The organism is Rhizobium sp. IBUN, from assembly GCF_000510625.1.
GTDB lineage: Bacteria > Pseudomonadota > Alphaproteobacteria > Rhizobiales > Rhizobiaceae > Rhizobium > Rhizobium altiplani.
This window is the reverse complement of sequence record NZ_AZNV01000004.1, coordinates 103,988-129,227: the sequence shown is the minus strand read 5'-3', so window position 1 is coordinate 129,227 and position 25,240 is coordinate 103,988. Positions and strand designations below refer to the sequence as shown.

General features: G+C 61.2%; 24 protein-coding genes. 9 read left to right on the top strand and 15 right to left on the bottom strand.

The genetic code is table 11. The features are described 5' to 3' along the window. Nucleotides 1–86: 86 nt before the first annotated feature. Both RHIBUN_RS0106315 and odc2 read right to left on the bottom strand, forming a co-directional pair. A complete protein-coding gene (locus tag RHIBUN_RS0106315) occupies nucleotides 87–677 on the bottom strand; it encodes an N-acetyltransferase (RefSeq protein ID WP_025658908.1) in 591 nt (196 codons plus the stop codon). 88 nt (nucleotides 678–765) lie between these two features. Beyond that, nucleotides 766–1,899: an ornithine/lysine decarboxylase gene (gene odc2 / locus RHIBUN_RS0106310; RefSeq protein WP_025658907.1), complete on the bottom strand. Its 1,134-nt coding sequence runs from the start codon at nucleotides 1,897–1,899 to the stop codon at nucleotides 766–768. A gap of 566 nt (nucleotides 1,900–2,465) precedes the next feature. Here odc2 and RHIBUN_RS0106305 point away from each other — a divergent pair. The 3 genes from RHIBUN_RS0106305 to RHIBUN_RS0106295 all read left to right on the top strand — a co-directional run bounded on the left by RHIBUN_RS0106305 (nucleotide 2,466) and on the right by RHIBUN_RS0106295 (nucleotide 5,161). Beyond that, nucleotides 2,466–3,359: a LysR family transcriptional regulator gene (locus RHIBUN_RS0106305; RefSeq protein ID WP_018856557.1), complete on the top strand. Its 894-nt coding sequence runs from the start codon at nucleotides 2,466–2,468 to the stop codon at nucleotides 3,357–3,359. 87 nt (nucleotides 3,360–3,446) lie between these two features. After that, nucleotides 3,447–4,088 (top strand): DUF1007 family protein, encoded by a 642-nt coding sequence (locus tag RHIBUN_RS0106300; RefSeq protein WP_025658906.1) that lies wholly within the window; start codon nucleotides 3,447–3,449, stop codon nucleotides 4,086–4,088. A gap of 53 nt (nucleotides 4,089–4,141) precedes the next feature. Continuing rightward, nucleotides 4,142–5,161, top strand: a complete 1,020-nt coding sequence (locus tag RHIBUN_RS0106295) for a nickel/cobalt transporter (RefSeq protein WP_245271636.1) — start codon at nucleotides 4,142–4,144, stop codon at nucleotides 5,159–5,161. 11 nt (nucleotides 5,162–5,172) lie between these two features. Here the strand turns inward: RHIBUN_RS0106295 and RHIBUN_RS0106290 are convergent, their stop codons facing one another. The 4 genes from RHIBUN_RS0106290 to RHIBUN_RS0106275 all read right to left on the bottom strand — a co-directional run bounded on the left by RHIBUN_RS0106290 (nucleotide 5,173) and on the right by RHIBUN_RS0106275 (nucleotide 7,576). Then, nucleotides 5,173–5,388, bottom strand: a complete 216-nt coding sequence (locus RHIBUN_RS0106290; RefSeq protein WP_025658904.1) for a hypothetical protein — start codon at nucleotides 5,386–5,388, stop codon at nucleotides 5,173–5,175. After that, nucleotides 5,385–6,077: a GNAT family protein gene (locus RHIBUN_RS0106285; protein WP_025658903.1), complete on the bottom strand. Its 693-nt coding sequence runs from the start codon at nucleotides 6,075–6,077 to the stop codon at nucleotides 5,385–5,387. Before RHIBUN_RS0106285 ends, RHIBUN_RS0106290 begins: the two co-directional genes overlap by 4 nt. 70 nt (nucleotides 6,078–6,147) lie before the next feature. Further along, nucleotides 6,148–6,858 carry a tellurite resistance TerB family protein gene (locus RHIBUN_RS0106280; RefSeq protein WP_025658902.1) on the bottom strand — a complete coding sequence of 237 codons (711 nt, stop codon included), beginning with the start codon at nucleotides 6,856–6,858 and terminating at the stop codon, nucleotides 6,148–6,150. A 79-nt stretch (nucleotides 6,859–6,937) separates the two neighbouring features. After that, nucleotides 6,938–7,576, bottom strand: coding sequence for a 2-dehydro-3-deoxy-phosphogluconate aldolase (locus RHIBUN_RS0106275; protein ID WP_025658901.1), 639 nt, complete (start codon nucleotides 7,574–7,576; stop codon nucleotides 6,938–6,940). A 155-nt stretch (nucleotides 7,577–7,731) separates the two neighbouring features. Between RHIBUN_RS0106275 and RHIBUN_RS0106270 the strand changes: the two genes are divergently transcribed. The 3 genes from RHIBUN_RS0106270 to RHIBUN_RS0106260 are packed head-to-tail and all read left to right on the top strand — an operon-like array spanning nucleotide 7,732 to nucleotide 10,101. Next, complete coding sequence (locus tag RHIBUN_RS0106270) at nucleotides 7,732–8,220, top strand: CYTH domain-containing protein (RefSeq protein ID WP_025658900.1); 489 nt, start codon at nucleotides 7,732–7,734, stop codon at nucleotides 8,218–8,220. Beyond that, nucleotides 8,198–9,163 (top strand): CHAD domain-containing protein, encoded by a 966-nt coding sequence (locus RHIBUN_RS0106265; RefSeq protein ID WP_025658899.1) that lies wholly within the window; start codon nucleotides 8,198–8,200, stop codon nucleotides 9,161–9,163. The genes RHIBUN_RS0106270 and RHIBUN_RS0106265 overlap by 23 nt, the downstream gene beginning before the upstream one ends. After that, nucleotides 9,160–10,101 carry a rhodanese-related sulfurtransferase gene (locus RHIBUN_RS0106260; protein WP_018856547.1) on the top strand — a complete coding sequence of 314 codons (942 nt, stop codon included), beginning with the start codon at nucleotides 9,160–9,162 and terminating at the stop codon, nucleotides 10,099–10,101. Before RHIBUN_RS0106265 ends, RHIBUN_RS0106260 begins: the two co-directional genes overlap by 4 nt. Here the strand turns inward: RHIBUN_RS0106260 and RHIBUN_RS0106255 are convergent, their stop codons facing one another. The 3 genes from RHIBUN_RS0106255 to RHIBUN_RS0106245 form a co-directional block, all read right to left on the bottom strand. After that, nucleotides 10,102–12,312: an EAL domain-containing protein gene (locus RHIBUN_RS0106255; RefSeq protein ID WP_025658898.1), complete on the bottom strand. Its 2,211-nt coding sequence runs from the start codon at nucleotides 12,310–12,312 to the stop codon at nucleotides 10,102–10,104. A gap of 166 nt (nucleotides 12,313–12,478) precedes the next feature. Continuing rightward, the gene (locus RHIBUN_RS0106250; RefSeq protein ID WP_025658897.1) at nucleotides 12,479–13,027 is read right to left on the bottom strand and encodes an NADPH-dependent FMN reductase; all 549 of its coding nucleotides are present in this window, start codon (nucleotides 13,025–13,027) and stop codon (nucleotides 12,479–12,481) included. Between the two features lie 43 nt (nucleotides 13,028–13,070). Then, nucleotides 13,071–14,444, bottom strand: a complete 1,374-nt coding sequence (locus tag RHIBUN_RS0106245) for a GH1 family beta-glucosidase (RefSeq protein WP_025658896.1) — start codon at nucleotides 14,442–14,444, stop codon at nucleotides 13,071–13,073. A gap of 170 nt (nucleotides 14,445–14,614) precedes the next feature. Between RHIBUN_RS0106245 and RHIBUN_RS0106235 the strand changes: the two genes are divergently transcribed. Both RHIBUN_RS0106235 and RHIBUN_RS0106230 read left to right on the top strand, forming a co-directional pair. Beyond that, on the top strand, nucleotides 14,615–15,580 hold the full coding sequence (locus tag RHIBUN_RS0106235) for an acetylxylan esterase (RefSeq protein WP_025658895.1): 966 nt from the start codon (nucleotides 14,615–14,617) through the stop codon (nucleotides 15,578–15,580). Next, a complete protein-coding gene (locus RHIBUN_RS0106230; protein WP_025658894.1) occupies nucleotides 15,577–16,305 on the top strand; it encodes an alpha/beta hydrolase-fold protein in 729 nt (242 codons plus the stop codon). Before RHIBUN_RS0106235 ends, RHIBUN_RS0106230 begins: the two co-directional genes overlap by 4 nt. 17 nt (nucleotides 16,306–16,322) lie before the next feature. On the opposite strand, the gene RHIBUN_RS0106225 is transcribed toward RHIBUN_RS0106230, so the two are convergent. The 4 genes from RHIBUN_RS0106225 to RHIBUN_RS0106205 form a co-directional block, all read right to left on the bottom strand. Continuing rightward, nucleotides 16,323–17,924, bottom strand: coding sequence for an ABC-F family ATP-binding cassette domain-containing protein (locus tag RHIBUN_RS0106225; RefSeq protein WP_025658893.1), 1,602 nt, complete (start codon nucleotides 17,922–17,924; stop codon nucleotides 16,323–16,325). A 236-nt stretch (nucleotides 17,925–18,160) separates the two neighbouring features. After that, nucleotides 18,161–18,544 (bottom strand): hypothetical protein, encoded by a 384-nt coding sequence (locus RHIBUN_RS0106215; RefSeq protein WP_025658892.1) that lies wholly within the window; start codon nucleotides 18,542–18,544, stop codon nucleotides 18,161–18,163. A 126-nt stretch (nucleotides 18,545–18,670) separates the two neighbouring features. Beyond that, entirely contained in the window at nucleotides 18,671–19,858 is a 1,188-nt protein-coding gene (locus RHIBUN_RS0106210) for a Gfo/Idh/MocA family oxidoreductase (protein ID WP_018856539.1), read from the bottom strand. Nucleotides 19,859–19,972: 114 nt separating this feature from the next. Continuing rightward, nucleotides 19,973–21,025 carry a sugar phosphate isomerase/epimerase gene (locus tag RHIBUN_RS0106205; RefSeq protein WP_025658891.1) on the bottom strand — a complete coding sequence of 351 codons (1,053 nt, stop codon included), beginning with the start codon at nucleotides 21,023–21,025 and terminating at the stop codon, nucleotides 19,973–19,975. Between the two features lie 285 nt (nucleotides 21,026–21,310). Between RHIBUN_RS0106205 and RHIBUN_RS0106200 the strand changes: the two genes are divergently transcribed. Next, nucleotides 21,311–23,089, top strand: coding sequence for a tetratricopeptide repeat protein (locus RHIBUN_RS0106200; protein WP_025658890.1), 1,779 nt, complete (start codon nucleotides 21,311–21,313; stop codon nucleotides 23,087–23,089). Nucleotides 23,090–23,153: 64 nt separating this feature from the next. On the opposite strand, the gene RHIBUN_RS0106195 is transcribed toward RHIBUN_RS0106200, so the two are convergent. Both RHIBUN_RS0106195 and RHIBUN_RS0106190 read right to left on the bottom strand, forming a co-directional pair. Beyond that, nucleotides 23,154–24,101 carry a substrate-binding domain-containing protein gene (locus RHIBUN_RS0106195; protein WP_016556996.1) on the bottom strand — a complete coding sequence of 316 codons (948 nt, stop codon included), beginning with the start codon at nucleotides 24,099–24,101 and terminating at the stop codon, nucleotides 23,154–23,156. An 88-nt stretch (nucleotides 24,102–24,189) separates the two neighbouring features. Next, nucleotides 24,190–25,194, bottom strand: coding sequence for an ABC transporter permease (locus RHIBUN_RS0106190; RefSeq protein WP_025658889.1), 1,005 nt, complete (start codon nucleotides 25,192–25,194; stop codon nucleotides 24,190–24,192). Nucleotides 25,195–25,240: the final 46 nt, after the last annotated feature.

Here is a 25,240-nt window from a genome sequence, read left to right as displayed (position 1 = left end):
TCCGGTTTTCCGGCGCCTCCTAAACTTGATTTCCGAAAAACGAGAAAACAAAAGGCCCCTCCCCATCAGGGGAGAGGCCTTGCCGATCACGCCGCCCTGCGGACCGGGGCGCTTGCCAGCATCCGCCCCGAGGGGACGATCATGCCGGCCGCACCGTCAAGCCATCCCTCGATGAGCTCCAGCGCCAGGAAGCGCGAGCGTTCGAAGGGACCCGGCATGACGAGATGTTGAGCCTTCCCGGAAAAAAAACCGAAACGCTCGTAGTAAGGGGCATCGCCGACGAGCAGGATCGCGCCATGCCCATGGTTCTTCGCTTCCAGCATGGCGGCGCGCATCAGCGCCGAACCGACGCCCTTGCCCTCGAAGCTCGCATCAACCGCCAGCGGCCCGAGCAGCAGCGCGTTGATCGGCGTGCCTTCGGCGTTGACGCCGGCCTCGACGTTCCACAGGCGCACGGTGCCGATGACATGGCCGTCGCGATCGCGTGCAACCAGCGCCAGGCCTTCAGCCGGCACACGGCCACGGCGGATCTTTTCCGACGACTTCTTGCGGCGGTTCGCGCCCATGGCACGATCCAGCAGGTTTTCGCGAGCCACGACGTCGCCAGCGTTCTCGGCGTCGATGGTAAAGACAGAAGGCGCAAAAAATGCGCGGACAGAATCAAGAACAGCGGCCATCGTGGCCTCCCGTACCCAAAACCGATATCAGCGGCGATTGATATGAATTGTGAGAATGCCGCCCCGGCTGGCTACGGGGCTGGCAATATTAGATGACGTAGGCCTTCAACGGCTCGAAGCCGTTGAACGCGACCGCCGAGTAGGTGGTTGTGTAGGCCCCGGTGCCTTCGATCAGGATCTCGTCGCCAATCGAAAGGGAGATCGGCAGCGGATAAAGATTCTTTTCGTAGAGCACGTCTGCGGAATCGCAGGTCGGGCCGGCAATCACGCAAGGCTCCATTTCGTCGCCGTCGCGCTCGGTCCGGATCGGGTAACGAATGGCTTCGTCCATCGTCTCGGCGAGACCGCCGAACTTGCCGATGTCGAGGAACACCCAGCGGGCTGCGTCGTTGTCCGACTTCTTCGAGATCAGCACGACCTCAGTCTTGATGACACCGGCGTTGCCGACCATGCCACGGCCCGGCTCGATGATCGTCTTCGGCAGGTTGTTGCCGAAGTGGTCACGTAGGCTCTGGTAGATCGCACGACCGTAAGCTTCCGCCGACGGAACATCACGCAGATACTTGGTCGGGAAGCCGCCGCCCATGTTGACCATCTGCAGGTGGATGCCCTGCTTGGCCAGCTGAACGAAGACGCGCTTGGCGTCGGCGAGAGCCGAATCCCAGGCATCGACCTTGGTCATCTGCGAACCGACGTGGAACGACACACCGTAGGACTCGAGGCCGAGCTGATGCGCGTAGACGAGAACGTCCACAGCCATCTGCGGGACGCAGCCGAACTTGCGCGACAGCGGCCATTCAGCACCTTCACCATCCGTCAGGACGCGGCAGAACACGCGGGCGCCGGGAGCGGCACGCGAGATCTTCTCGACTTCCTCGTGGCTGTCGACCGCAAAGAGGCTGACGCCGAGCGCATGCGCGCGGGCAACGTCGCGTTCCTTCTTGATCGTGTTGCCGAAGGAAATACGGGCAGCGGTTGCACCGGCATTGAGCGCCATTTCGATTTCAGCGACTGACGCGCAATCGAAGCTCGAGCCCATGTCGGCGAGCAGCTTCAGGACTTCCGGAGCCGGGTTTGCCTTGACGGCGTAGTAGATCGCGCTGTCCGGCATGGCGTGACGGAAAGCAGAGAAATTATCGCGCACGACGTCGAGGTCAACCACGAGGCAGGGACCGTCGGGACGTCGGGTTGCGAGAAAGTCGCGGATGCGCTGGGTGGTCATATCGATTCCCTCTTCCAATTCCAGAGCTCCGGAAAACCGGAGGACAAAGGGCAATCAATCGCTCGCATAGGAACCAGCCGGTGGAGACCCCGGAACCTTAGCAAGCGCTTGATAGCGCAAATGATGGATCAACGCCGCGAAAGCGACATGGATCCGGCTTTGTCTGCCATGGATTGGAGGGAGTTCCCTACCGCACTTCCGGCAATGAAGGTGTGCCTCTTCAGTAACCCCCGCTGATGGAAAGCAGGGAGAGAACAAAAAGGCCCGCACCGTCGTTGCTTCAGGCGTCCTCGCATTTTCCGGTTGGCCAGAATAGCGACTGGAGGGGTTAATTCCAGGTACCTTACCGATTTCCTCACCAATTCGAGGGTTCGGCGGACACCCATGGGCACGTGCGACTTTGGGCTGACCACGAGATAGGAATATTCGCCGTCATAATCAAGCGGTTTTTTCGCATCTCCCGGCAGAAAATATTTGAACAATACACCGCAATTTGTTCAACGTGGTAAAACGGCCCGCAACCGACTGATTTGAATGGTGGTTCTGCGCTTTTTCAGGAGATCGTCATGGACACCCTCACCCGCATCCGCGCCTTCATCGATGTCGTTGAAGCAGAAGGCTTTTCGGCTGCGGCGAGGCGCACCGGCCGCTCCAAGGCGCTTTTGTCGAAATATGTGCGTGAATTGGAGGACGAACTCGGCGCCCTGCTGCTGAACCGGACGACCCGCCAATTCTCCATGACCGAGGCCGGCCATACCTACTACCGCACGGCATCCGACATCCTGAAGGAGATCGACAACCTCGCCGATCTCGTGCGCGAGAATAACGCCCAACTGAAGGGCCGACTGAAGGTCTCGGTGCCACGCACCTTCGTCGATGCCGAGGTCGGCCAGTCGCTGATCGACTTCGCCAAGGAAAACCCGGATCTCGCGCTGGAGATCGCCGCGGACGACCGATTCGTCGATCTCATCGAAGAAGGCTTCGATGTCGCCATTCGCGTGACCAAGCTCGAGGACTCCGGCATGATCGCCCGCAAGATCTCGGATTTCCGCGTCCATCTTTGCGCGACACCCGACTTCGTGGAGCGCCATCCGGATCTTGCCCACCCATCGGATCTGTCGAACGTCCCCTTCATCGTCGACACCAACTCGCGCAGCCAGGGCAGCATTCGCTTCTACAATCCGGACAGCACATCTTTTGCCGTTGCGGTGACAGGCCCCATGGAGGTCAACAGCCCACATGCGACGCTGCGCGCCGCACTGTCAGGCATCGGCGTCGCGCTGATTCCCGATTTCATCGCCCGCAAGCCGATCGAGAGCGGCGAGCTGGTGACGCTGTTCAACGATTACATTCCGACCGATCGCGGTATCTATGCCGTCTACCCCCATCGCCGCTACTTGCCGGCCAAGGTCCGCATCTTCGTCGACTACCTTCACAATTGGTTCAAGAAGCATTCCTGACCGCTTCCCGTCTGGGGCCGGTCCCAATTCCGTCCCATTTACTGGCGAGGAATCAGGTGAGTTTGGGATCCCGCAGTAAGAGCACGCATGAAGAAATCGACATTCCTGATGGCGTCGCTCCTGTCGCTTTTGCCAGCTGCAGCCTTTGCACACCCGCATGTGTTTGTCGAAGCGCGGCTGGAGGTCGTCGCCGATGACGACGGCAACGTTGCTGAACTGCGCAACGTCTGGCGCTTCGACGAGGTCTTCTCGTCGTCCGTCGTGATGGATTTCGACAAGAACACCGATCTGAAGCTGGACCCGAACGAGCTGGCCGAGGTCGGCAAGACCGTGCGGGATTCGCTGGTCGACTACGACTACTACATGAACCTTACGATGAACGGTAAGAATATCAAGGTCGAGAAGCCCGACCTGATCCATGTGGACTACAAACAGGGTCAGTTGCTGATGTTCTTCGCCGTCAAGCCGGCAGAAAAGATGCCGCTCAAGGGAGGCCTTACCTTCGGTGTCTACGACCCGACGCTCTACACCTCGATCGACTTCCCGACCGACAACGAGCTGGTTCTGGTCGGCGACGGGTTCAAAAGTTGCAAGCACCAGGTCGTCCGTCCCGATGCCGACCAGGTGATCGCCGAGAACAAGCAGTCCTTGACCGACGCTTTCTTCAACGACCCGACGGGGACGAACATGTCGAAGCTCTTCGCGACGCGACTGGATCTCACATGCTGAGACACCGGCTTCGGCCGATTGCGCTCGGCGCCGCATTCGTGCTGGTCGCGGGCATGGCCGTTGCGCATGCGCAGTCGCCGCTCGGCATCGGCACATCGGAACCGAGCTTCCAGCCGACGGGCGGCCCGCTTGCTCCCCTCCTCCTCTATGTCAATGCACAGCAGCAGGCCTTCTATCGTGCCCTGACGGGTGCGCTGCGAGCCATGCGTGCGGATTCCTGGCATCTCTGGGCGCTGATCGGACTCTCCTTCGCCTATGGCGTCTTTCACGCCGCCGGCCCCGGGCACGGCAAGGCTGTTATCTCCTCCTACATGATCGCCAATGAGATCGAGCTGAAACGCGGCGTATCCATCTCCTTCGTCTCCGCCTTCCTCCAGGGATTTGTCGCAATCGCACTTGTCGGCGGCGCATGGCTGGTGCTGCGCGGCACCGGCATAACCCTGACGGCCGCGACGCAGGCGATGGAGATCGCCAGCTTCATCCTGGTCATCCTCTTCGGTTGCTGGCTGTTGTTCCGCAAGCTGCGGGGGATCATTGCAGGCATGCCACGCCGTGAGGTCATGGCAACGTCGTCTGGCCCCGTCAGCATGATGCTGGACTGGCAGGACAATGCAGCGCAGAAGCAAGGTTCGAGCTTCGCCTTCGGTGAAGCACAGGCGCTCAGAGCCGGGCACAAGTTCATTGCCGGCATGGCCTGCGAGACCTGCGGCCAATCGCACATGCCCGATCCGTCCCTGCTCAAGGCCGAGAAGTTCAATGTCCGCGAAGCCTGGTCGGCCATCATCGCCGTTGGCTTACGCCCCTGCTCCGGCGCGCTGCTGGTCATGACATTCTCGCTGCTGAACGGCCTCTATCTCGGCGGCGTGCTATCGGTGATCGCGATGTCGCTTGGCACCGCGATAACGGTCGCGATGCTGGCAACGCTCGCGGTCACTGCCAAGGGCACTGCGATGCGCCTCGCCGGGCGCGGCTCAGCCGCGTCGGTGTGGATTGGGAATACGATCGAAATCCTAGGCGCCCTGCTGGTGATTGCCATGGGCGCACTGCTGCTCGGCGCCTCGCTACAGGGCTAGAGCCTACGGCGCTATTTACCGCGCTGGCGCTGATATCGCGCCCTCAGCCAGAAGACGACGAAAAAAGCCAGAACCAGGCACGCGCCGACACCAGCCGCCAGATACGGCGAGTAGCTGCCAAGTGCGAGAATGACGGCCGGCATGAAATAGAGCACGAGGCCGGCGGCCATAAGGATGATGGCCGCCGCAATTGCCTGCGAGCGGCCTTCCGATCTCGGATCCGTCACTCTGCCGATTCCTTGGTCAGCTCGGCGCGGATTTCCTCCAGCCGCCGCTTCTGCTTGCCGTCTGCATCAAAATTGCTGGGAGACAGCCAGGCCTCGAACGCTGCGTTGAGGACAGGCCATTCGGAATCGAGCATCGAAAACCAGGCCGTATCGCGATTGCGGCCCTTGGAAATCATGTGCTGGCGGAACACGCCTTCGTAGGTGAAACCGTAGCGGGCCGCCGTCGTCTTGCTCGCCTCGTTCAGATTGTCGCATTTCCACTCGTAGCGCCGGTAACCGAGATCCTCGAAGACATGCTTGGCCATCAGATAGTGAACTTCGGTGGAGAGCGGCGAGCGCTTCATGTCGGCACCGTGCGCGACGCCGCCGACCTCGACCACGCCATTGGCCGGATCGGCCCGCATGTAGTTCGCCATGCCGACGATCTTGCCGGAGCTGTTGTCTCGGAAGACATGCGTCAGCCAACCCGATTTGGCGACCGACTGAAGCCAGGCGGCGAAGTCCTCGGTACCTGTAAAATCGGGCTGCGAGAAGTAGCGCAGCAAGGGATTGATGGCCATGCCGCCAAGTCCGTCCCACAACGCCTGCAGATGCTGCTCGCGGACATAGGGTTCGACGGTGACAAAACGCCCCCTGAGGGTCACCGGCTGGGGTGCCGGACAGCCCTTGAAATTCGATAGATCGCGCATACGCTCCTCCGGGTAAGGAGACATGGCTTAGGCCAGCCGCCTGGGAAAGGCAACTGGCCGAATGATGCTTTTAGAGGCTGACCTTGGCGGAGGACACCGTCGCCTCGATGTGGTCGACCAAAGCATCGGGAAGGCCAAGGCGACCAGCCAGCAGGTCGAGATAGCCGCGCTCGGCGCGCGAATCCGGCTCAATGGTCAGGCGTGACGCGGTGTAGAGCTCCACCCGTTGCTCCTCAGTCTCGGCGGCGGCAACCAGTGCGTCGAGATCCGTCGGCTGCGACAACTCCCGTTCGATGAAGAAGGCAGCTTCGGCGGCGACATCCGCGGTCCTGATCTTCTCGAGGATGAGGGCGCGTTCGTCATCGTTGACATGGCCATCGGCCTTGGCCGCGGCGATCATGGCGCGGATGAGAACGAGGACGAATTCGTTGCTTTGGGCGGGGGAACCGGTGCCGAAGCCGGAGTCAGCGGGGGGCGGCAGCACGGCCGTCCTTGGTGGGGGCGCATCGGACGGAGTGGCCGGCGCCTGCCCTGCCTGATAATTCTTATAGGCCTGATAGCCGAGACCGGCGATCGCAGCGAGACCGCCGATAGTAAGCGCATTGCCGGCAATGCTGCGTCCAGCCTTGGTCCCGAGCAGAACGGTTGCCAGCGCACCGGCTTTCCACGGATTGTCCTTGGCCATCTGGATCGCGTCGCCCGCCCGGTCCTTGACGGTACCGCCGACACCCGGCACCTGCGAACCCAGAAACTGCTCAAGAAGCTTCTTCGCGTCGATCATTCCTCATCATCTCCCTGTCTAGAGGCCAAATGGGAGATAGGTGCTGACGCCCAAAATACAAATGCCGTTTATCCTGGAATCAAGCCTTCAGTGCAGCAGCTTCCGACGCGAGCTTGGTGATGGCGGCCCAATCGCCCGCAGCAACCAATTCCTTCGGAGCCACCCAGGAGCCGCCGACGCAGATAACGTTCGGCAGCGACAGGTAATCCATCGCATTCTTCAGCGAGATGCCGCCGGTCGGGCAGAAGACTGTACCTGCGAGCGGCGAGGACAGCGCCTTGAGATAGGCAGCGCCGCCAGCCTGTTCTGCCGGGAAGAACTTCAGCACCTTGTAGCCTTCCTCGCGCAGCGCCATGACCTCGCTTGCGGTCGCAGCACCCGGCAGCAGCGGAACGGAGGAATTGCGGGCCGCATCCAGCAGCTCCTGCGTCGCGCCCGGGCTGACGACGAATTTCGAGCCGGCAGCGACCGCGGCATCCCAATGGGCGGCGTTGAGAATGGTGCCGGCACCCACCTCAGCGCCTTCGACCTCGTCGGCAACGGCGCGAACGGCATCGAGGGCGGCTGGCGTGCGCATGGTGATTTCGATCGCCTTCAGGCCGCCTGCGACAAGAGCACGCGCCAGCAAAACCGCGGACTTGACGTCATCGACGATCAGAACCGGTACAACAGGCTGAAGTTTCAGGATGGAAAGGAGCTTTTCTGTCTTTTCGCCCATGGCCGCGTGATCCTTTTGAAACGATTGAATTCGGGTCTCGAAATACCTCCAAGGGTGCGCTTTGTCGAGACAAAACCTATCCTCGTAACAGAATGGGTACCCATAGCGGGAAAATTAGGCTAGCGTAATAAAATCGTCACAAAAGGTCATCGGAAATGGCGAAAGAAATCGAGCGGAAGTTTCTAGTACGCAGCGATGCATGGCGTTCCGAAGCCGAGACGAAATCGAAGCTACGGCAGGGCTACATTGCCTCCATGGACGACCGATCGGTCCGCATTCGTGTGCTGGATGACAAGAAAGCACGGCTGACGGTCAAGATAGGCCGCAGCACGATGACGCGCGACGAATTCGAGTACGATATCCCTGTTGGCGACGCTGAAGAGCTCTTGAAGGAGGCAGTCGGCATTGTCATCGAGAAGACGCGCCACCGCGTCCCCCATGATGGTTTTGTCTGGGAGGTCGATGTCTTCGCCGGCGAGCACCACGGACTGGTAATCGCAGAAGTCGAAATGGATTCGGAAGACGACAATCCAACGCTGCCCGCCTGGATCGGCCGTGAAGTTACAGGTGATTTCCGCTACTCAAATCAGGCCCTTGCCACCGAATTCGAGCACGATAGGCATGCCATTTCGCATACGGCCTGACCACCATCTCACAGACGAATTTCGTAGAGCGGCCGCTGGCCACCTGCGAGAGGCGATAGACATTATTGAAGAGAGGCCGAATGGCACGCACGAGGCCATCCATGACTTCCGCAAGAACCTGAAACGCGTTCGCTCGCTCTATCGCCTCGTCGCCAGGGACATCCCGGCCTTTCGCGAGCGGGAGAACGCCAGGCTCCGCGACGTCGCCAAATCCGTCTCCACAATCCGTGATGCCGCGGCGCTGATCGACACTGCCGTCTACCTGAAGGAGAACGCGCGCGATGCCGAGGAGGGTGAGACACTCGAGCGCATCGTCTCTGCACTCGAGATGCGCCGCGATCGTATGCTTGGGGCCGCCGAGAGCGGCCTGGAGCAGCGGCTATCGGAAATACCCGGCATACTTGGGGAGGCCATCGCCGCGCTCGACACAATCGAGTTCAACGGCCGTCAGAGCAGGAATGCGCGACTGATCGCCAAAGGCTGGCGAAAAACCGTCCGCGGAGCGCAGAAAGCAATTGCCTCCTGTCATGACGAAGCCTCGGCGGAAACCTTCCATACATTGCGCAAACGGACGCAGGACTACCGCGCCTATCACACTCTTCTCCGCTCCCTGTGGCCGACGGCAATGAAGGCGAAGTACGAAGCGGCCAGCCAACTCGTTGATCTGCTCGGTCACGTCCACGATCTCGATATGCTCTGCGAACTCGTCGAGGCAGAGCCGCACTTTTTTCCGAGTGCCGACGATCTCGCCCGTCTGCTCGACGCCATCATCTTCCGCCAGCAGGAAGATCGGAATGCAGCGCTGGACCGTGCCGAGGATGTGTTCCCGAAGGATTATGACAAGGAAGCGGACCGGATCGCGCTGCTCTGGAGGGCCGTTGCTAACCGCGACGATCCCGCCGATTGCGTTCGCGGGCCGAAACCTGTATTTCCAGCCGCATGACAGACACGCTGACCCAACCGACGGCGGCGGCGAGCCCTTTTCTCGTCGCGGCGCTTTACCATTTTGTTTCCGTGCCGCGCTTCGAAAGCCTGCGCGAGCCGCTGCAGGCACTTTGCGAAGACAATGGCGTGAAGGGTACGCTGCTTCTGGCGCACGAGGGGATCAACGGCACGATCGCCGGACCGGACGCGGGCATCAAGACAGTGCTCGCCTACCTGTGCGCGCAGCCGGAATTTGCCGCGCTCGAGCACAAGGAAAGCCACGCATCGAAGATGCCATTCCTGCGCATGAAGGTGAAGCTCAAGAAAGAGATCGTCACCATGGGCGTCGAGAACATCGATCCGAACAAGGTGGTCGGCACCTATGTCGCGCCGCAGGACTGGAATGCGCTGATCTCCGATCCCGATACGATCGTCATCGACACGCGCAACGACTATGAGACGGCAATCGGCATCTTCCGCGGTGCTGTTGACCCGAATACGAAGACCTTCCGCGAGTTTCCGGACTGGGTGCGCAACAATACCGGCCTGCACAACAAGCCGAAGATCGCCATGTATTGCACCGGCGGCATCCGCTGCGAGAAGGCAACCGCCTTCATGAAGGAGCAGGGCTTCGAGGAGGTCTATCACCTCAAGGGCGGCATCCTGAAGTATCTCGAGGAAGTCCCGCAGGAAGAAAGCCTCTGGGATGGCGCCTGCTTCGTCTTCGACGAGCGCGTCTCGGTCGAGCATGGCCTAAAGGAAGGCGAACACAAGCTTTGCCACGCCTGCCGCAATCCGATAACAGCTGAGGAGATCACCTCACCTCACTACGAGGAAGGCGTTTCCTGCAGCAACTGCTACAGCACGCGCAGCGAAGACGACCGCCTGCGCTACCGCCAGCGGCAGCATCAGATCGCGCTCGCCAAGAAGCGTGGCCAAAAGCACATCGGAACCTGATTAGGCGGCGTTGGTGCGGCGGGTGGTGACCTTTGCCGCGCGCGACCGCATCAGCCGTTCGGTGATCTGATCGGCCGGCATCGGCCGGCCAAAGAAGTAGCCCTGTAACGTATCACAGCCGAAGAGCCGCACCGCAATGCCCTGCTCTTCGGTCTCGATACCCTCGGCCGTGACCGGAATGTCGAGCGAGCGGGCAAGTGCCACCGTCGCCTGCAGCATTTCGCGTTGGCTGTCGCTTTCCAGGATGTCCATGACCAGCGAGCGGTCGATCTTGATGCGGTCGAAGCCGAACTGGCGCAGGTAGCCGATGGAAGAAAAGCCCGAGCCGAAGTCGTCTAGCGCAACCTTGACGCCGAGTGTCTTCAGTCGCTCGATCGCCTGCCGGGTACGCTGAGGGTTCTGGATCATGTAACCTTCGGTGACTTCAAGGGTCACCCGCTTGGCCTCGATCTCCGTCTGCTTCAGCACGTATCGGACATAGTCGACAAAGGCCGGGTTACGGAACTGCCCCGGAGAAACATTGACCGAGATGCGCAGTTCCGGCCATTGCTTGGCTGTCTCGCAGGCCTTGCGCAAAACAAAGAGCCCCAGCGCTTCGATAAGCCCGCTGGTTTCCGCAATGGGGATAAACACTTCAGGCGAGACCGGCCCGTGACCCGGGCGATTCCATCGCACCAACGCCTCGACGCCCGTCATTTCATGGGTCGCAGCATCGATCAGCGGCTGATAGGCAATCTGCAAATCACCGCCTTCGATCGCCATCCGCAAATCGAGTTCCAGCGCATTGCGCTCGGCCCGGTCGGCGTCCATGGCTGGATCGTAAAGCGTCATGCGTGCACGGCCGGCTTCCTTGGCCTTGTACATGGCAAGGTCAGCCCGGCGCACCAGTTCCTCGCGGTCGATCGCACCACCCTCCGACATGGCGATGCCGATGCTTGCACCGATGACGACGACGCGCCGGCCAATCTCCAGCGGTTCTGCGAGGAAGTCCAGGATCTGCTCGGAAAGCTGCAGGGCAACGGCGTGCTCACTTTCGGAGACAAAGGCGATGGCGAACTCGTCGCCGCCGATGCGGGCGAGCACGGCGCCCACAGGAATGAGCACGTTGAGGCCAGCTGCGACCGCGCGGATCAGCTGATCGCCGGTGCCATGACCATAAGCGTCGTTGACTTCCTTGAAGCCGTCGAGATCGAGATAGAGGATGAGCACATTGCGATGCGTTTGCGCTGCCTCGGCAACGAAGGCGTCGATCGCGGTTCCAAGCCCATCTCGGTTCAACAGGCCGCTCAACCGGTCACGATTGGCTTCTTCTCGGGCAATGATTTCCTCGGCCTTGAGGCGGCGTAGCGCCAGCCAACCGATGATGAGCAGAACGATGAAGAACAAGCCGACAAGTCCGAGTGCCTTGACGACCATCGGACGAACTTCGCCATAGCCGATATCGCCGGGCCCCCGCGACAGCCAAATGAGCTTGCCGAGCATGGCCGCTTTGGCGTCGGCGATCGCCACCGAATACGGGGCTTCGAAATCAGGGGCGACCAGCTTCAAACCGTCGACCACATAGGTCGCGCCAAGTTCGGCCACCCTCTGGGAACCTAGGTGGCGGGCAAAGATGAGATAGCGATGTTTTCCTGCCGGCATATCGAGCGCGCCGGATTTCTCGCGCACCAGAGCGACGCCGACCGCCGCAATACCGGATTTGGTATCGACGAAACCTGTCGCCTCCGGGTTGTCCTGCAGGCCCGCCGCTTTCACCTTGTCGAAGAGTGACCAGAGCGCGGGCGAGAAGAAATCGTCCAGCGCGCCTTCCATCGGCTTGCCTTCCTGATAGGCCATGATCGACTTCTTCTCGTCATCGATCACGATTGCCATATCGAAGAGGGAGCTGTTGACCGACATTTCGCCGTAGTTGCTGATCGTCCAGGCCATGCCATCGGGGGCATAGACGTTCACCGCGGCATCGTCCCAGGCTGCATAATCGTTGAGCGTCGCGCCCAACTGCATCTGGAAGGTCTTCAGGGCGCCCGAGACAGTTTCACGGGAGCGCTCGTCATCCAGCACGTTGGATCGATCCGCAACGCGCTCGAGCGCGCTCAACACGAGCGTCGTGACAATTGCGACAACAATGGCAAAGGAGAAAAGCACGCCGGCGACCGTCGCATGACGACCGATGCCCGATACTTTCCTGTTGCCCCCGAAAATTGCCCGCATTCATTGCTCCCCGATCACGGAAGTCTGCCAGCCAGGGCTCAAAAAACGGTTAAGGGATCGATGTAACGATTAATCATCGGCGATTTTTTCGCCATAATCGCTAGCCCCCAAAGCATCAGGAAAATACATTGATTACGCAATGTTTTCCGCAGCTTGACGGAATGAGTCAGACGCCAACGCGATTGATTGCAGCGCAGAATTTTACAAGCACAGATACGAGAAGGCCACTTTTCACGGCTTCGGCAAGGACGTCAGATTGTCCGCCATCCGTCTTGCCAAGCAACGAGATCTTTAGAAAAGCCTCGTCGACAAGCCGCAGCGACATCGTCTTCAGTACTTCGGTCAACTGCTCGAGGGCGAAATCGCCGCGATGCGAGGCATGCGCAATCATTGCGGGCTTGAACGGCACTTCGTCGCGGGAAACGAGCCAATCAAGCACGTTCTTCAATCCCCCGGGCAGGCCATGGGCATATTCCGGACATGCGACGATAATGCCGTTGGCCGCACGGATCTTGGCTGCAAACTCTTCGACGATCGCTGGCGTGTTCTCGCCCTCGCGGTCCGGGTTGAAGATCGGCAGCTCGCCGATCAGCTCGCAGATCTCGACTACGACGCCTGCGGGCGCATTATCCCGCAGGGCATCGAGCAGCCGGCGATTGGTCGAAGCCTTTCGCTGGCTGCCGCAGAGCGCATAGAGGAAGAGCGGCTTTTCCATGCGCACGGTTTAAGCCACGGCGCCGATTCGCGCCATGCGCTCGTCAGCTGCTCGTGTGGTTGCCCTTCGGGAACTGTGCCGCAAGTTCGCTGTACCACTTGCCGCTCTTCTTTAGCGTGCGGACCTGGGTCTCGTAATCAACATGGACGAGGCCGAACCGCATCCGGTAGCCCTCGGCCCATTCGAAATTGTCCATCAGGCTCCAGGCGAAGTAGCCGCGCATCGGATACCCGTCCTTGATCAGGTCGGCGACGGTATCGAGGTGCTCGCTGTAATAGTCGAGGCGCGGCTGGTCGTCGACCTCGCCGTTGACGACGTCCATGTTGTAGCAGGCGCCGTTCTCGGTGATGTAGCACTCCGGCAGCTCGTAGCGGCGATAGAGATCCTCGACGACGTTCTTCAGGCCAGGCGCATACACTTCCCAGCCGATATCGGTCTTCACGTCGCTGACGCGTGGCGCCTCGACAGTCCAGGGGAAGTCGCCGTTCTTTGCCGGATCATCAGCAACTCGCAACGGCGTGTAATAGTTGAGGCCCCACCAGTCGAGCTTCTGATTGATGATCTTGAGATCACCCTCTTCCACAACAGGCATGCGCTCGCCGAGCGCTTCCAGGAACTCCTTCGGATACTCGCCCTTGAAGACCGGATCGAAGAAGGCGCCGTTGTGGAACTGGTGCGCGCGTTCGCCAGCCGCCATGTCGGCAGCGCTGTCGGAGCCCGGCATGACGGACATAGCGTTGAGCACGAGGCCTACAGGCACGTTGGGCGCTTCCGCGCGGATCGCTTCGACGCCGAGGCCATGCGCGAGATTCATGTGGTGCATGGCGTGAAGCGCTGCCTGCATATTGCGTTCGCCCGGCGCATGAATGCCATAGAGATGGCTGAGCCAGACGATGCACCATGGCTCGTTGAAGGTCGCGACGCTATCGAGGCGGTCGCCGAGGCGGGCCATCACTGTCTTGGCGTAGCGCTGGAATGCATAGGCCGTCGAGCGCGCCGTCCAGCCGCCGTCGCCGGCGAGAAGCAGCGGCAGATCCCAATGGTAAAGTGTTGCGAAGGTCTTGATGCCACGCGCCTTGCAGCCATCGACGAGACGATCGTAGAAATCGAGGCCCGCCTCGTTTACCGGGCCGGTACCATCAGGAATGATGCGTGGCCAGGCGATCGAGAAGCGGTAGGCTTCGACGCCCATGGACTTGATGAGATCGAGGTCCTGATCGAGCCTGTTATAGTGATCGCAGGCGACATCGCCATTGTCGCGGTTGAATACGCGACCCGGCATGTTGCAGAAGGCATCCCAGATGGAGGGCTTGCGGCCGTCTGCCTTGGAAGCGCCTTCAATCTGAAACGCCGCCGTCGCAACGCCGAACGTGAAATCGCCCGGGAAGCGGGCAGCAAGGGTCTTCGGATCGATCATGGAAATCCCGTTCTTCATGGTTTCGAGAGGCGGTTTAGCCAAGCGGGCCGATGTTGTACAGCGTGGAAATGACAATGCTGTAACGTTTCAGGTTAGCCATTCCGGGGGGCGCCTTGCGCATCAGGCGCTCCCGCCTTGCATTGCGCGCCCTTTCGCGAAACAACCCTCCCATGAGCATTCCCACCACACACCCCTTCGCCTTTAACCCCACCTACGGCATGACCCTTGCCGACCTCCGAGCGATCGTTCCGCCCGAAGCGCCGCCGGGGTTCGATGCGTTCTGGCAGGCCCGATACGAACGAGCGATCGCCACCGACCCGCAGCCGGTGCTTCGAAAGAGCAGCCTGACGCATCCCGACTGGCAGGTCCTCGACATCACCTACACCTCGACCGGTGGATTCGAGATCGGCGGCTGGCTGCTCCTGCCACGGCGGCTGCCGGTGCGCCGCGGATTGGTGGTGGGCCACGGCTATGGCGGCCGCGATGTGCCCGATTTCGACCTGCCTGTCGAGGAAGCTGCCATTTTCTTCCCCTGCGCCCGTGGCCTGTCGCTCAGCGCCCGCCCGCCCATTCCGGCCGATGCGTCGGGGCATGTTCTGCAGGGTATCGACAACCCGAACACCTACATCATCGGCGGCTGCGTCGATGATCTCTGGCTTGCCGTCTCGTCGCTTCTCACACTTTATCCATGGCTCTCAGGCCACATTGGCTACAGCGGCGTCAGCTTCGGCGGCGGCATCGGCGCGCTGGCGATCCCGTTCGATCCGCGCATCGATCGCGGCCACCTCGTCGTCCCGACCTTCGGCGACCGGGAGCTATGGCTGACGCTTCCGACCGTCGGCAGCGCAGATTCCGTGCAGACATACCAGACGACACATGGAAGCGTTCTCGAGACCCTGCGGATGTTCGACGCGGCCAGTGCCGCAAGCCGGATCGAGGTGCCGATGCTCGCAGCCGTCGCCCTCTTCGACCCCGCCGTCGCGCCGCCCTGCCAGTTCGCGGTGGCCAACGCCCTTCCGACATCAAAATATAATGAAACCTTCATATTGGATGCGGGGCACTTCGATTATCCCGGTAGCACTGAGCAGAACGCGATTCTGCGCGAGAAAGTCCGAGATTTCTTCAAGGTGTTATGAACCGGGAATATCTGCGTTGGCATAGTCCACGCCTGCATCGCGAGATGGAACTGCTGGTGTTCGGCCATGCCGGCGCCAAGGTCCTGATGTTTCCGACCCGCGAGGGACGTTTCTGGGAATACGAAAGGCTCGGCGTTGTCGACAGCCTTTCCGACAAGCTGCAAGCCGGCCATCTGCAGCTCTATTGCATCGAGGGGCTGGCCACAGAGACCTTCTACGGCTTCGACCGGCATCCGGCTGACCGTATCCGCCGCCACACGGCCTTCGAAGACTATATCCTGAACGAAGTCCTGCCGCTGATGGCATCGAAGAACGGACATGAGTGTACCATCGTGCATGGCTGCAGCCTCGGCGCCTTCCAGGCCGCCAGCCTGGTCTTCCGGCATCCGCATCTGTTCCGCAAGCTGGTTGCCTTCTCCGGCCGCTACGACCTGACGATCAGGGTCGACTCCTTCGGCGATCTGTTCGACGGCTATTACGACGACACGGTCTATTTCCACACGCCGACGCACTTCCTGCCGGGGCTAAACGGCGGCTGGCAGCTGGATAAGCTGCGCGAGGTCGAGATCGTCCTGACCATCGGTGACGCCGACCCCTTCCTCGACAACAACTATCACCTCAGCCGGCTGCTGGCGGAGAAGCAGGTCGGCCACCAGCTGCATGTCTGGGAAGGCCGCGCTCACCGGGCAGGCGCCTGGCGCAAGATGGCCGGCCTTTACATCTGACCCCGCACCCGGCCCGCCTAGAGAAGAAGCTCTTCGCCAAGCGGAAGCTGAAGCAGACGCGATATGCCGATATTCTCCAGAAACACCTCGTCGTGGCTGACGACAAGCAGCGCTCCGTCATAGGCCTGCAGCCCCGCTTCTACGGCTGCAATGGAATCGATATCCAGATGGTTGGTCGGTTCGTCGAGGATGAGCAGCGGCGGCGGCTTTGCGCCACCGAGAACACAGGCAAGACCGGCGCGCAGCAACTGCCCGCCCGAGAGCGTCGACACCTGCTGCAGGGCGGCATCCGCCCGGAACATGAAACGCGCCAGCGCCGCACGGCAGGCATTCTCATTGGCCTGGGGATTGAGATTGCTAAAATTCTCGCGGATCGACAACGATCGATCGAGCAGACTGACACTCTGATCGAACAGTGAAAAACCGGTCATGACGGAAACGGTCCCGGACCACGGCTGCAGCACGCCTGTGATCAGCGCCAGCAGTGTCGTCTTGCCGGAGCCGTTCGGCCCGGCGATCGCGACGCGATCGGGGCCGGTCATGGCAAAAGAGAGGTTTCTGATGATCGGCGCCTCGGGCCGATAGCCCGCGGTGACGCGCTCCAACCGCAAGACATGCCTGCCGGGCGGCAACCCGGATGACGCGAGCTGCGCTGAAAAGGGCTGCAGGATCTCGATCCGCCGCCGCGCCGCGGCCGCCTCCTCCATCGCCTCCTCGCGGCGTTTTTCGCCAAGGCGAACCTTGGTGCCGCTGGTGTTTTCCGCCGCCCGCTTGAGGCCACCGGCGACGATACTCGGCATATCGCTTCTTGCCGCCTTCTTGCGGCCGTTGCGATCGCTGCGGGCCTGTCGTTCCGCCGCGACCTGGGCGCTGCGGACCACATCGGCAACACGCCGCTCCGCGTCCGCGAGGTCGTGCTCGGCGGCGGCGAGCTCAAGCGCCTTGCGCACCTGAAAAGCGCTCCAGTTTCCACCATATCGCCGGGCACCGAGGCTGGTGATCTCGACGATCGCATCCATGGTATCGAGCAACTCCCGATCATGGCTGACGACGATGGCGCCGGCGCGCCAGCCGGAAAGCAACGTGATGATAGCCTCCCGCCCATCCCGGTCGAGATTGTTGGTCGGCTCGTCGAGGATCAGGAAATCGGGATCGGAGAAGACGAGGGCCGCAAGACCCACACGCGTCCGCTGGCCGCCGGAAAGCGAGATAAGCAACGTCTCCGGTTCTGCATCCAGCCCGACGCGTTCGATCGCCGCGGCGATACGCGCCTCGATCGTCCAATCAGCAATGGCGAGTTCGTCGGCAGTGGCGTCGCCAGCTTCGGCGCGGCGAAGGATTGCGAGCGCGTCACTGGCATCGAAGAGATCGGCGACCGTTGCCCTCTCCTCCACCTGGACCGACTGGCGCAGGATGCCGAGCCGTCCGCCAAAGGCAATGCTGCCGGATTGCGGCTGCAGTTCGCCAGAGACGAGCTTGAGCAGCGTCGTCTTGCCGACACCATTGCGGCCGACAAGACCGGTTCGCTCGGCGCCGAAGCTCAGATCGAGATGGGAAAGAAGGGGTCGCCCGTCAGGCGTGGACCACAAAAGATTGGATAGGGTAATGGATGCAGGCATGGATAAAGGACTCCCGAATGGCAAGGCGAATTGGCGTTGCGATCGGCGTGGAATCCATTGCTGCACACATCCTGTTGGTATTGGCGATGGCCGCAATCTAGGCGGGCAGAGGGCTGAAATCAAGGTGATATCGGGTGGAACCGCAAACCGGTGACGGTCCGTGCCTGACCTGGCCACCCTTTGCCGGATAAATCGAAGCGGGCTTGCACTTCGGCGTCTCAATGACGCCGTGTTGGTTAGGGCCCCTTCGCTGCGTCCTTGACCTTCACGGCCATTGTCACTGCGGCATTCACGAGGATTTCGTTGCGCCCACCGCGATTGAGATCCACGCTGCTGGTGAGGTTGGTAATCTGGCAGCTTTCGGCCAGTGCCTGCAGGATGAGATCACATTGCTCGCTAGCCATCGTGTAGAGCCCTTTCTGGGCTGCCTTGATCTGTTCACCGATTTCCTGCCCGGCCTCAACAGGCACCGAGAGGGACATCGTCGTCTGCACCTTGACCGTGCCGAGAGCACGCTCGCCGGCATAGAAGTTCGGTGCGCGGTTGGGGACTTCCTGCGACAATGCCGGAAACGCAGCGAGCGCAAACGCGCATGTCAGAACTTTGGCAGAAACTTTCATCGACCATCTCTCCATGTGGTTGCGCGCATTTTCTGCCATAGTATTGTTAAACGACAATGAGCGCGCATCCTAATATTCTAGGAAACGCGCTCATTAGTTGTATCCGTCAGAGTAGTCGAGTGAGGATCAGACCTTGACCCAGGCACCGTTCTTCTTCGAAGAAGCCACACAGGCTTCGACGAATGCAACGCCCTTCACGCCGTCATCAACGGTCGGGTAAACGACGGCCTTGTCGACCGCCTTCCCCTTCTTGTGCGCGTTGATGGCGTGCGCAGCTTCCGTGTAGATCGTTGCGAAGGCTTCGAGATAGCCCTCCGGGTGACCGGACGGGATGCGCGAAACGCGGGCCGCCGCCGGGCCGGAACCGGCGCCGTTGCGGGTGATCAGGCGCTTCGGCTCGCCGAACGGCGTAAACCACAGATAGTTCGGATCGGCCTGAACCCATTCGAGACCGCCTTTGGTGCCATAGACGCGGACCTTCAGACCGTTCTCATGGCCGGGGGCCACCTGGCTGCACCAGAGCATGCCCTTGGCCGCCTTCTCCGACCCCTTCGCCTTGAAGCGAAGCATAACGTGAGCGTTGTCGTCCAGCCGCCGGCCGGGCACAAAGCTGTCGAGATCAGCAGCCAGGCTGTCGAGTTCGAGGCCTGATACGAAGGACGCGAGGTTATAGGCATGCGTGCCGATATCGCCGGTCGAGCCGCCCGCACCCGACTGCGCCGGGTCGGTGCGCCACACGGCCTGCTTGGCGCCCGTCTGCTCGACGGCCTCGGTCAGCCAATCCTGCGGATATTCGGCCTGAACGATCCGGATGTCGCCGAGTTCGCCATTGGCGATCATCTCGCGTGCCTGGCGAACCATCGGATAGCCGGTGTAGTTGTGTGTGAGGATGAAGAGAGCGCCGCTCTCGTCGGCGACCTTCTTCAGCTTCTTGGCGTCGGCAAGGTTCGAGGTCAGCGGCTTGTCGCAGATGACGTGAATGCCGCGACGCAGGAATTCCTTCGCGGCGTCATAGTGCACATGGTTCGGCGTGACGATCGAAACCGCCTCGATGCCGTTCTTCAGCTTGGCTTCGCGGATCGCCATCTCGCGATAGCTGGAATAGGTGCGCGACGGATCGAGGCCGAGGTCGCGACCCGATGCAATCGCCTTTTCCGGCGTTGACGACAGCGCGCCTGATATCAGATCGTATTGGTCGTCGATGCGGGCCGCGATGCGGTGAACGGCGCCGATGAACGCGCCGGCACCGCCGCCGACCATGCCGAGACGGATGCGCGGTTCGCGCGCCTGTTCTGTAGATGCTTCAATTGCCATTGGTTCCTCCTGAATTTGCGTAGGGAAGAAACAGCCCTTCCCTCGGTCGACTGGGGAAGGGAGAGCCCTTCCCGCTGCGTTCCAATCAGCCCTCCTGTCGAGAGGGCCGCGGCCTCAGAGACCGAGCATGCGGCGGTTGGCCGCCTGGTCCGTACCGCCCGCTGCGAAGTCGTCAAACGCCTTCTCGGTGACGCGAATGATGTGCGCCTTGACGAACTCGGCACCTTCGCGGGCGCCATCCTCCGGATGCTTCAGCGCGCATTCCCATTCGACCACGGCCCAGCCGTCGAAGTTGTTGGCCGTCATCTTCGAGAAGACCGCGCCGAAATCGACCTGGCCGTCGCCGAGCGAACGGAAGCGGCCGGCACGCTCGACCCAGCCCTGGTAACCGCCATAGACGCCCTGGCGACCGGTCGGGTTGAACTCGGCATCCTTGACGTGGAACATCTTGATCCGGTCCTTGTAGATGTCGATGTTGTCGAGGTAATCCAGGCACTGCAGCACATAGTGCGACGGATCATAGAGCATGTTGGCGCGCGGATGGTTCTTCACGCGCTCGAGGAACATCTCGAACGTGATACCGTCGTGCAGGTCTTCGCCCGGATGGATTTCGTAGCAGACGTCGACGCCGTTTTCGTCGGCATGGTCGAGGATCGGCGTCCAGCGCTTGGCAAGCTCGTCGAAGGCGGTTTCGACAAGACCGGCCGGGCGCTGCGGCCACGGATAGATGAAGGGCCAGGCGAGCGCGCCGGAGAAGGTCGCATGTGCCTTGATGCCGAGGTGCTTGGACGCCGTCAGCGCCATCTTGACCTGTTCGACAGCCCATTCCTGACGCGCCTTCGGATTGCCGCGCACCTCAGGTGCTGCAAAGCCGTCGAAGGCTTCGTCATAGGCCGGATGCACGGCGACGAGCTGGCCCTGAAGATGGGTGGAAAGCTCGGTGACTTCGACGCCGTTCTGGCGTGCAACGCCGGCGAATTCGTCACAATAATCCTTCGAGGACGCTGCTTTCTTGAGATCGATCAGCTGGCCCGCCCAGGTCGGAACCTGCACGCCCTTGTAGCCGATGTCGGCTGCCCATTTGGTGATCGAATCCCACGAATTGAAAGGCGCGGCATCGCCCGCGAACTGGCCAAGGAACAGGCCTGGACCCTTGATCGTTTTCATGTCAATTCCTCCCTAAAAGATGACCGTAAACGTTTCTGATATTGTTCTAGCACGCGATTTGAAGTCTGCAAGCCGATTTCGGCGAAACTACAAATCTTCCCCACCGGGCGGAGATCGAAGGCGGCCGACTTAACCACGGTCGGTCTCGGGCCGCAAGATGTACGTACCGCATTTCTCGTCGCCACACTGTCATGATGGGGACGCCGGCCGGCGAACCCATCGCTTCTTACTGCGGTGGACATCGCGCAGTGCCGTGTTACTGTCTTGAAACCAGGAGGGTGGCGCATGACGCGGCGTCTGGCAGCAATCTTGGATGCGGATGTGGTCGGCTTTTCCCGGCTGATGGGCCTTGACGAAAGCGGCACTTTCGCAATGCTGAAAGCGCACAACAGCGAAGTCATTGTCCCCAGCATCGGCAGACATCATGGGCGGGTGGTCAAATTCGTTGGCGACGGCACGTTGGCTGAATTTGCGAGCGTCGTCGATGCCGTCGGCTGTGCCATGGACATCCAGAGAGCATTGCTTGCGCTGAATGAGGCCGTCGAGCCGGATCGGCGCATGTTGTGGCGCATCGGCATCCACGTTGATGATGTGCTGGTCGAAGACGAGGACATCTTCGGCGACGGCGTGAATGTCGCCGCAAGCCTGCAGGCGCTGGCGCCTCCGGGCGGCATCTGCGTCTCCCAGCAGGTCAATGACCAGATCCGGTCGAAGCTTGACTTCAGGGCGATTGATTTCGGCAACCGCAAGCTCAAGAACATCGAGCGACCGATCCGTGTCTGGCGGTGGACGGCGGAAAGCGAACCGCTTCCCTCGCCTGCCGCGCCGAAGGATCCGGTCACAGGCCCCGTCCGCAATCGGCCCTCCATCGCGGTGCTGCCCTTCAGCAACATGTCGAGCATCGAGGGCCAGGAACATTTCTCGGATGGCTTCACGGACGAGCTGATCGCCACGTTGGCGCGCTGTCGCTGGCTGCTGGTCGCAGCCCGTAACTCGTCTTTCAGCTACAAGGGCCGGCAGGCCAATGCGCAACAGGTCGCGGAGGACCTTGGCGTCAAGTACGTGCTGGAAGGCAGCGTGCGCCGCGCGGCAGATCGCGTTCGCGTCACCGCGCAATTGCTGAACGGCACGGATGGCACGCTGCTCTGGGCAGAACGCTACGACCGGACGCTGGCCGACATCTTCGAGGTTCAAGACCAGCTTGCCTCGGAAATCACCGGCACGATCGAGCCGGAACTGGGCTCCATCGAATTCGCCGCCCTTCGTGGCCGCACGGTGTTCGACATGGATGCCTGGGAAATCTACCTGAAGGGCCTCTGGCATCTCTATCGGTTCACGCTTGATGAATTGAAGACCGCCAAGGCGCTCTTCGAGCAGGCAATCAGTATTGACCCGACGTTCGCGCAGGCGCAGGCGCGACTGGCTTATGTTCACATTCAGCTCGGCTGGTATGGCCCCCTCAATGAACGCGCGGAGCGGATCTGCGATGCGATCGAGCTTGCCGAACGCGCGATCATATCCGACCTGAGAGAACCCGCGGCGCACCTCGCCCTGGGAAGGGCGCTGGCGCTTGATGGCGCGACCGAGGCCGGGCTTGTGCATCTGCGCAACGCCTTGCAGCTGGACCAGAGCTTCGCGCAGGCTCACTTCGCGCTCGGTCAGGTCCTCTGCTACGTCGAACGCCCCGCGGAAGGCATAGAGGAGATCAAGGAAGCGTTTCGGCTTAGTCCTCGCGACCCGCATCTGTGGACCTTCCATAACGTTCTCGCCATCGCAAACTATCAATTGGGCAACATGGCGGAAGCGGCCAAGGCAGCGCGCGCATCGCTCCGCTCGCCGAACGCCACCTTCTGGCCAGCGATCTTTCTGGCTGCCGCCCTCGGAAGGGTGGGTGGCGAAACCGACGAGGCGCGAGAAGCAGTTGCGAGGCTTCATCGCTTCCGGCCGGGGATGACCTGCACTGACGCCCGCCGAGAGTTCTATTTCGGCGATAATCCCGTCATGACCGAAGCCTTCATCGACCGCTGCATCACGGACCTCGCCAAGGCCGGCCTGCCGGACTAGCAAGCGACACTGTCAAAGAAAGGCGCCCGTCCTGTCGAACGGGCGCCGCATTAGATTCTTCGGATCAGAACGGAGAATCCGGGAAGTAGAAGTCCTTCGCATTGTCCTTCGTGACAAGCGTCGCGTCGAGGACGAAGGTGCCGCGAACCGGAACCTGGCCGTAGAGACCAGCAGCCGTCAGCTCCATGGCCGTGCCAACCATTGCCGGCGGATAAAGAACGTCGACCGGGATCAGCTTGTCGCCGTCCATGACCTTCTTGACCATGTCCTTGGAGCCGGCGCCGGCGACAACATACTTGATGTCGGTACGCTTGGCCTGCTCGATCGCCTGCAGCACGCCGACAGCCATGTCGTCGTCCTGGCACCAGACCACGTCGATCTTCGGGTACTTTGTCAGATAGTCCTGCATGACCTTGAAGGCATCGTCGCGGTTCCAGTTACCGTACTGGCGGTCGAGAACCTTGACCTTGGAGCCGGCAATGCCCTTGTCGAAGCCGTCCTGGCGCTGCTGATCGATCGGGATCGGCAGGCCGCGAATGACGACGACTTCGGCGTCCGGCGTCTGCGCAGCGATGTACTTGCCAGCGACTTCACCGAGCGCCGGGTTGTTGCCAGCGACATAAAGGTCACGGACGGTGTCATCGTTGGTCGAGGGCGCACGGTCGACGAGCGCGACGTACTTGCCCTTACCTTTGACTTCCTTGATGGCGTTGACGAGCGGATCCGGATCCGACGGCAGGATGACGAGGGCGTCGATGCCCTGTGTATCAAGGTCCTGCACAGCGTTCGCCTGGCTGGCGGCATCCGGCGAAGTCTTGACGATGACGTTCAGGCCCGGATGCTGTTCCATCAGTTTCTTGGCGATGCGTTCGGCGTGGAACACGACGCCCGAGGTCCAACCATGGTCGGCTGCCGGAATCGAGACGCCGATGGTGAACTTCTTGTCCTGTGCGTATGCGGTACCCGCCAGCGTGACGGCCGCAACCGCAAGACCCAACATGAGTTTGCGCATTCTATTTCCTCCCAATAAACGTCAGGGACTTTTCCTACCCGTCAACCGGACGCCCTGTGATCCCGGCCAATTCCTGGAACCAGTCCGCTTACGATTTGCGGACCAGCGAGCGCTGCACCAGCATGGCGATGATGATGATCGCACCCTGGATCGCACCGATGAGATATTCGCTGATGAAGTTCGACAGCAGCATGATGTTACCGACGAGTTCGAGAATGAAGGCACCGCAGATGGTCCCCCAGACGCGGCCAGCGCCGCCCTTGAGCGCCGTGCCGCCGACGACTACGGCGGTGATCGCCTGCAGTTCCCAGAGAATGCCGGTTGTTGCCGAGGTCGAGCCGAGGCGCGGCACATAAAGCAGCACCGCGATGGCAACGCAGAGCCCCTGGATGACAAAGGCGATCGTGCGCACGCGATTGACCGCAATGCCGGAGTAGCGCGCGACATCACTATTGGAACCGACAGCAACGACATGGCGACCATAGCGCGTGCGGTAGAGAATGAAGGCCGCAACGGCGGTAACTGCCAGGATCACGACGATCGGAACCGGCACGCCGAAAATGTTGCCGAAATAAGCCGGACGGTAAAGCGTCTGGATGTCGGCCGAGCGCAGCGTGATCGCGCCGCCTTGGCTAAGCCATGTCGTCAGGCCGCGATAGATGCCCATGGTGCCGAGCGTGGCGATGAACGGCTCGATCCTGCCGACCGTGGTGATCAGACCATTGGCCAGTCCGCAGAGCGCACCGGCGACGAGCGTAAACACGACCGCGGCCGCCAGCATCAGTGTCGGGTCGGCAATCACGCCGGAATTCATCAAAAGGATCATCAGGCTGGCGACAAAGGCCACCATCGAGCCGACGGACAGATCAAGATCGCCTGCGGAAATCACGAATGTGGCGCCGACAGCGATAATGGCGATAAAGGCGCAGCGCGTCGCGACGTTGGCGAGGTTGGTGATGCCGATAAAGTTCGGATTGACCAGCGCGCCGACGATCAAGAGCAGTATCAGGGCTGCAAAGGGCGCGACCGCCCTGAGATCGATATCCCGCCAGGGGCGACGGCTGATTTCCCTGGTCTCCTCGTTCACACTCATCTCCAAACCAACCTCCCGCCCTCAATTCGATGGGCATCATACCTTT

Excerpts from the sequence above, each read along its gene's own strand:
- RHIBUN_RS0106270 (WP_025658900.1), top strand. The coding sequence starts at position 7,732 with ATGGCGAAAGAAATCGAGCGGAAGTTTCTAGTACGCAGCGATGCATGG.
- RHIBUN_RS0106300 (WP_025658906.1), top strand. The coding sequence starts at position 3,447 with ATGAAGAAATCGACATTCCTGATGGCGTCGCTCCTGTCGCTTTTGCCA.
- RHIBUN_RS0106255 (WP_025658898.1), bottom strand. The coding sequence starts at position 12,312 with ATGCGGGCAATTTTCGGGGGCAACAGGAAAGTATCGGGCATCGGTCGT.
- RHIBUN_RS0106210 (WP_018856539.1), bottom strand. The coding sequence starts at position 19,858 with ATGGCAATTGAAGCATCTACAGAACAGGCGCGCGAACCGCGCATCCGT.
- RHIBUN_RS0106280 (WP_025658902.1), bottom strand. The coding sequence starts at position 6,858 with ATGATCGACGCGAAGAAGCTTCTTGAGCAGTTTCTGGGTTCGCAGGTG.
- RHIBUN_RS0106190 (WP_025658889.1), bottom strand. The coding sequence starts at position 25,194 with ATGAGTGTGAACGAGGAGACCAGGGAAATCAGCCGTCGCCCCTGGCGG.
- RHIBUN_RS0106315 (WP_025658908.1), bottom strand. The coding sequence starts at position 677 with ATGGCCGCTGTTCTTGATTCTGTCCGCGCATTTTTTGCGCCTTCTGTC.
- RHIBUN_RS0106245 (WP_025658896.1), bottom strand. The coding sequence starts at position 14,444 with ATGATCGATCCGAAGACCCTTGCTGCCCGCTTCCCGGGCGATTTCACG.
- RHIBUN_RS0106205 (WP_025658891.1), bottom strand. The coding sequence starts at position 21,025 with ATGAAAACGATCAAGGGTCCAGGCCTGTTCCTTGGCCAGTTCGCGGGC.
- RHIBUN_RS0106305 (WP_018856557.1), top strand. The coding sequence starts at position 2,466 with ATGGACACCCTCACCCGCATCCGCGCCTTCATCGATGTCGTTGAAGCA.
- RHIBUN_RS0106285 (WP_025658903.1), bottom strand. The coding sequence starts at position 6,077 with ATGCGCGATCTATCGAATTTCAAGGGCTGTCCGGCACCCCAGCCGGTG.
- RHIBUN_RS0106195 (WP_016556996.1), bottom strand. The coding sequence starts at position 24,101 with ATGCGCAAACTCATGTTGGGTCTTGCGGTTGCGGCCGTCACGCTGGCG.
- RHIBUN_RS0106235 (WP_025658895.1), top strand. The coding sequence starts at position 14,615 with ATGAGCATTCCCACCACACACCCCTTCGCCTTTAACCCCACCTACGGC.
- RHIBUN_RS0106275 (WP_025658901.1), bottom strand. The coding sequence starts at position 7,576 with ATGGGCGAAAAGACAGAAAAGCTCCTTTCCATCCTGAAACTTCAGCCT.
- RHIBUN_RS0106250 (WP_025658897.1), bottom strand. The coding sequence starts at position 13,027 with ATGGAAAAGCCGCTCTTCCTCTATGCGCTCTGCGGCAGCCAGCGAAAG.
- RHIBUN_RS0106260 (WP_018856547.1), top strand. The coding sequence starts at position 9,160 with ATGACAGACACGCTGACCCAACCGACGGCGGCGGCGAGCCCTTTTCTC.
- RHIBUN_RS0106215 (WP_025658892.1), bottom strand. The coding sequence starts at position 18,544 with ATGAAAGTTTCTGCCAAAGTTCTGACATGCGCGTTTGCGCTCGCTGCG.
- RHIBUN_RS0106225 (WP_025658893.1), bottom strand. The coding sequence starts at position 17,924 with ATGCCTGCATCCATTACCCTATCCAATCTTTTGTGGTCCACGCCTGAC.
- odc2 (WP_025658907.1), bottom strand. The coding sequence starts at position 1,899 with ATGACCACCCAGCGCATCCGCGACTTTCTCGCAACCCGACGTCCCGAC.
- RHIBUN_RS0106230 (WP_025658894.1), top strand. The coding sequence starts at position 15,577 with ATGAACCGGGAATATCTGCGTTGGCATAGTCCACGCCTGCATCGCGAG.
- RHIBUN_RS0106265 (WP_025658899.1), top strand. The coding sequence starts at position 8,198 with ATGCCATTTCGCATACGGCCTGACCACCATCTCACAGACGAATTTCGT.
- RHIBUN_RS0106295 (WP_245271636.1), top strand. The coding sequence starts at position 4,142 with ATGGCCGTTGCGCATGCGCAGTCGCCGCTCGGCATCGGCACATCGGAA.
- RHIBUN_RS0106200 (WP_025658890.1), top strand. The coding sequence starts at position 21,311 with ATGACGCGGCGTCTGGCAGCAATCTTGGATGCGGATGTGGTCGGCTTT.